The sequence below is a fragment of the Stenotrophomonas sp. SrG genome, assembly GCF_050031795.1.
In the GTDB taxonomy this organism is placed as follows: domain Bacteria; phylum Pseudomonadota; class Gammaproteobacteria; order Xanthomonadales; family Xanthomonadaceae; genus Stenotrophomonas; species Stenotrophomonas rhizophila_A.
In genome coordinates, this window is record NZ_JBNBBE010000462.1 from 1 (window position 1) to 256 (window position 256).

General features: G+C 67.6%; 1 protein-coding gene. It reads right to left on the reverse strand.

Annotated elements, in window-relative coordinates; genetic code table 11:
- The coding region (locus tag ACQG3P_RS20495; RefSeq protein WP_426806070.1) for a pyridoxal-phosphate dependent enzyme at nt 1-256 on the reverse strand (256 nt) is incomplete at both ends.

Sequence of the window (256 nt, forward strand, 5' to 3'; positions counted from 1 at the left end):
CCCGTCTGCTGGGCGACCAGGGCCAGGCCCAGGCCGGTATGGCCCGCCGTGCCTTCCACCAGCGTCGCACCCGGCTTGAGATCACCGCGCTGTTCCGCCGCTTCGATCATCGCCAGGCCGATGCGGTCCTTGATGGATCCCCCGGGATTGGCGCTTTCGAGCTTCAGGTACAGCTCGCCGACACCGGTGTCCAGGCGCGGGGCCGTGACGATCGGGGTCTTGCCAATGAGGTCGAGTACGGAGGAGTGGATTGCCA